Raw genomic sequence first — 4,938 nt, 5'->3', positions numbered from 1 at the left:
GAGTTCAGACGTGTGCTTTTCCGTTCTGCCGCGGGGCTGGCCTCCGTGCGGCCGGCCCGCGGCTATGACTTTGCCTTCGCCACCAAGGCCTTCGTCTCGCTGAGCTGCGGCACGCCCGTGGTCTACGCCGGCGTCGGCCCGCTGCGGCAGCTGGTCGCCGACCACGGGCTGGGCCAGAGCGTGGACTGGGACGCCGGCCAGGTGGCCGAGGCCCTGGCCGCGGCGCTGGAACGGACCCCGGACGACGCCGAGCGCGGCCGGCTGTCCGCGTGGGTCGAGCGGAACTACTCGCTGCGCTGCGTGGGCGCCCGCGCCGCCGAGGCCGTCGCGGACGCCGCGAAAGGCTCCCGGCCGCGCTGACGCCGGCCCCGTCGGGGCGTCGCGGTGCCGCGAGGATGCCTCCGGTGTCGGCTTCGGTCCGGGGCCCCGGCAGGGTCGAGGAAGCCTCCGGCGACGGCCTCGGTCAGGGCGTCAGCAGGGCCGCGAGGATGCCCCTGGTGACGGCCTCGTCCTCGGCCGAGCTGAGCGCCGCCGCGGCTCCGTGCGCGTTGGCCTTGTACTTGTCCACCTGTTCGGTGGTCAGCGACGCCAGCGCCCGGGCCAGCGACTCGGTGCTGAAGTCCTCGGTCACCACGCCCAGGTCGTAGGCCTTCATCAGCGCCGCGGTCTCCGGGGACGGGCTGAACACCAGGGCCAGCCGCGCCTGGACGAAATCGAAGAACTTGTTCGGCAACATGAACCGGTGGTTCATCGTCTGCGGCGGAAGGGAAAAGACCCCGACGTCGTAGGCATTGAGCGTGGCCGGCAGCTCTTCCGGCGGCACCGCGTCATGGAAGGTGATGCGTTCGTCGCCGTCGGCCAGGTCCTTGAGCTGCTGCCAGTACCGACCGCCGTCGCGCGCCTTGACCAGGTACAGATCCAGGGTGAAACGGTCATCCAGCAGCTTCACGGCGTCGATGGTGCCTTCCAGGTTGCGGCCGGGTATCGCGGCGCCGCTGTGGACCAGGCGGATCCTTCCCGGCAGCGGCGCCGACGGTTCCAGCTGCCGGAACGGCCCCGCGTTGCGGACCACCTCCACCGTGCAGCCGAACTGGTCGGCGTACATCCGCGCGATCGAGCCGTTGACGGCGGTGACCGCCGCGCTTTTGGGCAGGTACTTGGCGCAGACCCTGTGCATGTACGGCGCGACCAGCAGCCGCCAGGGCAGCACGTGGGAGCGTTCCTCCGGCGCCCACTCGTGCATGTCTCCCCACACCGGGGCCCCCTGCGCCACGGCGTGGGCCAGCGGCAGGGAGCGGGCCTCATTCGCCACGACCAGGTCGAAGCGGCGCCCCGCCACCAGTTCGCGGGCCTGCTTGATGGCGGGAGCGGCCAGCTCCACCGCATAATGTTGGCGCAGCGCCAACAGCAGCACACCCAGAGGCGTCTGCGGCAGCGAGGGCAGCGACGCGTCGATCTCGAGGTGGTGGGTGGCTCCGGGGGGACGCTTGCCGTAGCTGAGCGTGGTGACCTCACCGGCCTCGGCCAACAGCTTCAGCTGCCGCAGCACCCGGGAATCGGCCTGGATATCCGAGAACGAGATACACAGGATCTGCTGGGCCACCACTGCTCCTTGTCGCTGACGCCGGGCGAGTGCCGGACACTGAAAGATTACCGTCCGGGAATCGATCCGCGGCGGCGCGACGGCGCACCGGGCGCGCCGGGCCGGGGGCGAGGAGGCCGGCACGCCGGGTTGGCGTTCAGGACACCGGGCTAGGATGGCGATAAGCCGAGCCGGCTGCAGCCCACCCACCAAGGTCCGGGAGCCCCGTGAAGATCGCCATCACCAAGAGCACGTTGCGGATTCCGCCAACGTACTTCGCCACGGCGCACGCCGAGCGGTTGAAGGACAGGCACGACTTCCGGGTCTTCACGCTGGTGGCGGAGATCGAGGACTCCTCCGTCACGATTCCGGTCACGGACTTCGTCCCGGTCCCGCGGCTGGGCTTCCGGCGCCGCGAGCTCATGATGCCGGCGTTCATGCCGGCCATGACCGTCGCCGTGGGCCGGTTCGAACCGGACCTCATCCATCAGCACTTCGCCACCTGGTCGACGCCCGCCGTGAAGGCCTCCATCGTGTCCGGGACGCCGCTCATCACCACCATGCACGGCTCCGACATGGTCTCGCTGGGGAATCCCGCGGACACGATGATGGCCCGGTGGCACCACCGGAACGTCCTGGCCGCCGCGGCGCACAGCACCCGCATCCTGGTGGTCAGCAACTACATGGCCGGCCGCGCCGCGGAGCTGGACCTGGACACCGCGAAAATCCAGGTGCATTACCAGGGCGTCGACACCGACTACTTCGAGCCGGCCCGCTACCAGGCCGACGAGGTGCCGGTGGTGCTCTTCGTCGGCCGGCTGAACACGCAAAAGGGCATCCGGGACCTGGTGGACGCCTCCCTGGCCGTCTGGCGCAAGGCCCGGCACCGGCTGGTGGTGATCGGGGACGGGCCCCTGCGCGACACGGTCGCCGAGCAGGCCGCCAGCCATCCGCACATCGACTATCTGGGCCGCCAGGACCGGGGCGCGATCCGCACCTGGCTGCAGCGGGCGCATGTGCTGGTGGCACCCAGCCAGGAAGCCGGCGGCGCCCGGGAAGCCGCCGGCCTGGTGCTGCTGGAGGCCCAGGCGTGCGGCACTCCCGTGCTGGCGTACCGCAGCGGCGGCATTCCCGAAATGATGGACGACGGCGTCACCGGCCTGCTGGCACCGGAGGCCGAGTACAACCAGTTGCAGGACGGGCTGCAGCAGCTGCTGCAGCTGGGCAGCGCGGAGTACCTGGCCATGCGCCGCGACGCGCGCAAGTTCGTGGTGGACCAGCGGAGCCTGGCGGGCAGCGCGCGGGAGCTGGACGGCCACTATCAAGACGTCGCAGCCCAACCGCAGGCCACCGGACGGCAGGGCCCGCCGCCGCCGGAACAGCCGTGACCATTCCCTGTGTGGAATACTGGGCGGGTGAGTCGCTGCTGGGTCGTCGTGCCGATGTACAACGAGGCCACCGTCGTCGGCTCGGTCGTCCGGGAGCTGCTCGAGACCTTCCCGCACGTGGTATGCGTGGACGACGGCAGCACGGACGACTCCGCCGCCCTGGCCCGCAAGGCGGGCGCCGTCGTCGTTGTCCATCCGGTGAACCTGGGCCAAGGCGCCGCCCTGCAGACCGGCATCGAATATGCCGTACAGGATCCGCAGCTGGATGCGGTCATCACGTTCGACGCGGACGGCCAGCACCGGGTTCAGGACGCCGCGGCGATGCTGGCGCGGATCCGGGCCGGCGAAGCGGACGTGGTGCTCGGTTCCCGTTTCCTCGACGGGCGGGGCGAGGTCTCGGCGCTCAAGCGCCTGGTGCTGCGCACGGCCGCCATCCAGTCCCGAATTTCCACCGGCTACCGCCTGACCGACGCCCACAACGGGCTGCGTGCCATCTCCGCCGACGTGGCCCGGAGAATCCACCTCAACCAAAACCGGATGGCACACGCCTCCGAGCTCATCCACCAGTTCGCCGCCCTGGACGCCCGCGTGGTGGAGCAACCGGTACACATCGTCTATACGGAATATTCCAAGTCCAAGGGGCAGTCCCTGCTCAATGGCATCAACATCCTCGCTGACCTCTTCTTCCGGTGAACCCATGCTCATAGTCGTCCAAATCGTCCTGGTCCTGGCCGTCGCCCTCGGCGCGCTGGCGCTGATGCGCGGGGGCCAGAACGCCCGGCACCAGGCCGTGCGCCGCATCCTGCTGATGCTCTTCGCTGTCATGGCCGCGCTGTCCGTGTTCTTCCCGGGCATCCTGACCGCCGTGGCGAATGCGCTGGGGATCGGCCGCGGCACCGACCTGGTGTTGTACGGGCTGATCGTGTGCTTCTTGATCTACATGGCGAGCTCCTTCCAGCGCACCCGGCAGCTCGAGGAGCGGATCACCAAGCTCGCCCGCCGCATCGCCCTGGACGAGGTGCCCAAGCCGGATGACGTCGCCGGACCGGGCGACGCGGCACGGCCGGGATCCGCGCCATGACGGCGCCGGAGAACCCCCGCCGCCACGACGGCGGTTTGGAAGCCGAGATCGTGATCGCCGTGCATACCGCGGACCGGCCGGTCCGCCGCGCCGTGGACTCGGTCCTGGCCGCCGCACCCGGCCGCGTCGGCGCCACCGTGGTGTGCCACAACATGGACCCCGGTTCCGTGCGCGGGCAGCTGGCCGGCCTGCCGGAGACCGTCCGGCTGCTGGAACTGGCCGACGGGATACCGTCCCCGGCCGGGCCGTTCAATTACGGGCTGGGTCAGGCCCGGGCTCAATTTGTCGGCATCATGGGGTCCGACGACACACTTGAACCTGGTGCGGTGTCCGCCTGGCTGGACGCCGCGCATGCCACCGGCGCGGTCGCCGTCGTCGCACCCCTCCGCCACCGCGGCGGCGCACGCATCCTCACGCCCCGTGCCCGGGTGATCAGGGGCCCACTGGTGGACCCGCTGCGCGACCGCCTGGCCTACCGGACGGCACCGCTGGGACTGATCCGACGCGAGGCGGTCGGCCGGTTGGGCCTGCGGCTGACCGAACGGCTGCGCACCGGGGAGGACCTGGAATTCGGCCTGCGCCTGTGGTTCTCGGGCGAAAAGATCGCCTACCCGGCCCACGCCCCGGCGTACCTGGTGGGACAGGACGCGGACGAACGCGTCACCGCCGCCGTGCTGCCGCTGCGCACCCAGTTCCAGGACGTCGAGTCGCTGGTGTCCGGGGACTGGTTCCGGGCGCTGCCCGCCGCCCGGCGCGAGGCCATCGCCGTGAAGCTCCTGCGCGGCCACGTCATCAGCGGGTCGCTGCGCAGCGGCGAGAGCGAGAGGACCAGCAGGGATCGGGCATCAGTCACGGGGCTGCCTTACGTCGGGGCTGACGGATTCCGG

General features: G+C 70.7%; 5 protein-coding genes and 1 pseudogene. 5 read left to right on the top strand and 1 reads right to left on the bottom strand.

Annotated features, from left to right (window positions below; genetic code table 11):
• Positions 1-360 (top strand): annotated as a pseudogene (locus AC5RV2_RS14595) (glycosyltransferase); the annotation flags it as partial.
• A 103-nt stretch (positions 361-463) separates the two neighbouring features.
• On the opposite strand, the gene AC5RV2_RS14590 reads toward AC5RV2_RS14595, so the two are convergent.
• Positions 464-1,603, bottom strand: coding sequence for a glycosyltransferase (locus AC5RV2_RS14590; RefSeq protein ID WP_494092927.1), 1,140 nt, complete (start codon positions 1,601-1,603; stop codon positions 464-466).
• 206 nt (positions 1,604-1,809) lie between these two features.
• On the opposite strand from AC5RV2_RS14590, the gene AC5RV2_RS14585 reads away from it, so the two are divergent.
• From AC5RV2_RS14585 to AC5RV2_RS14570, 4 genes are all read left to right on the top strand, one after another.
• Positions 1,810-2,970: a glycosyltransferase gene (locus tag AC5RV2_RS14585; RefSeq protein ID WP_494092926.1), complete on the top strand. Its 1,161-nt coding sequence runs from the start codon at positions 1,810-1,812 to the stop codon at positions 2,968-2,970.
• 27 nt (positions 2,971-2,997) lie between these two features.
• Positions 2,998-3,663 carry a glycosyltransferase family 2 protein gene (locus tag AC5RV2_RS14580; protein ID WP_494092925.1) on the top strand — a complete coding sequence of 222 codons (666 nt, stop codon included), beginning with the start codon at positions 2,998-3,000 and terminating at the stop codon, positions 3,661-3,663.
• On the top strand, positions 3,626-4,051 hold the full coding sequence (locus tag AC5RV2_RS14575) for a DUF2304 domain-containing protein (RefSeq protein WP_494092924.1): 426 nt from the start codon (positions 3,626-3,628) through the stop codon (positions 4,049-4,051). The genes AC5RV2_RS14580 and AC5RV2_RS14575 overlap by 38 nt, the downstream gene beginning before the upstream one ends.
• A partial coding sequence (locus AC5RV2_RS14570; RefSeq protein ID WP_494092923.1) for a glycosyltransferase family protein occupies positions 4,048-4,938 on the top strand: 891 nt, incomplete at its 3' end. The genes AC5RV2_RS14575 and AC5RV2_RS14570, both read left to right, overlap by 4 nt.

This window comes from Arthrobacter sp. Y3225116, from assembly GCF_059091245.1.
This window is presented reverse-complemented; position numbering and strand designations above follow the sequence as displayed.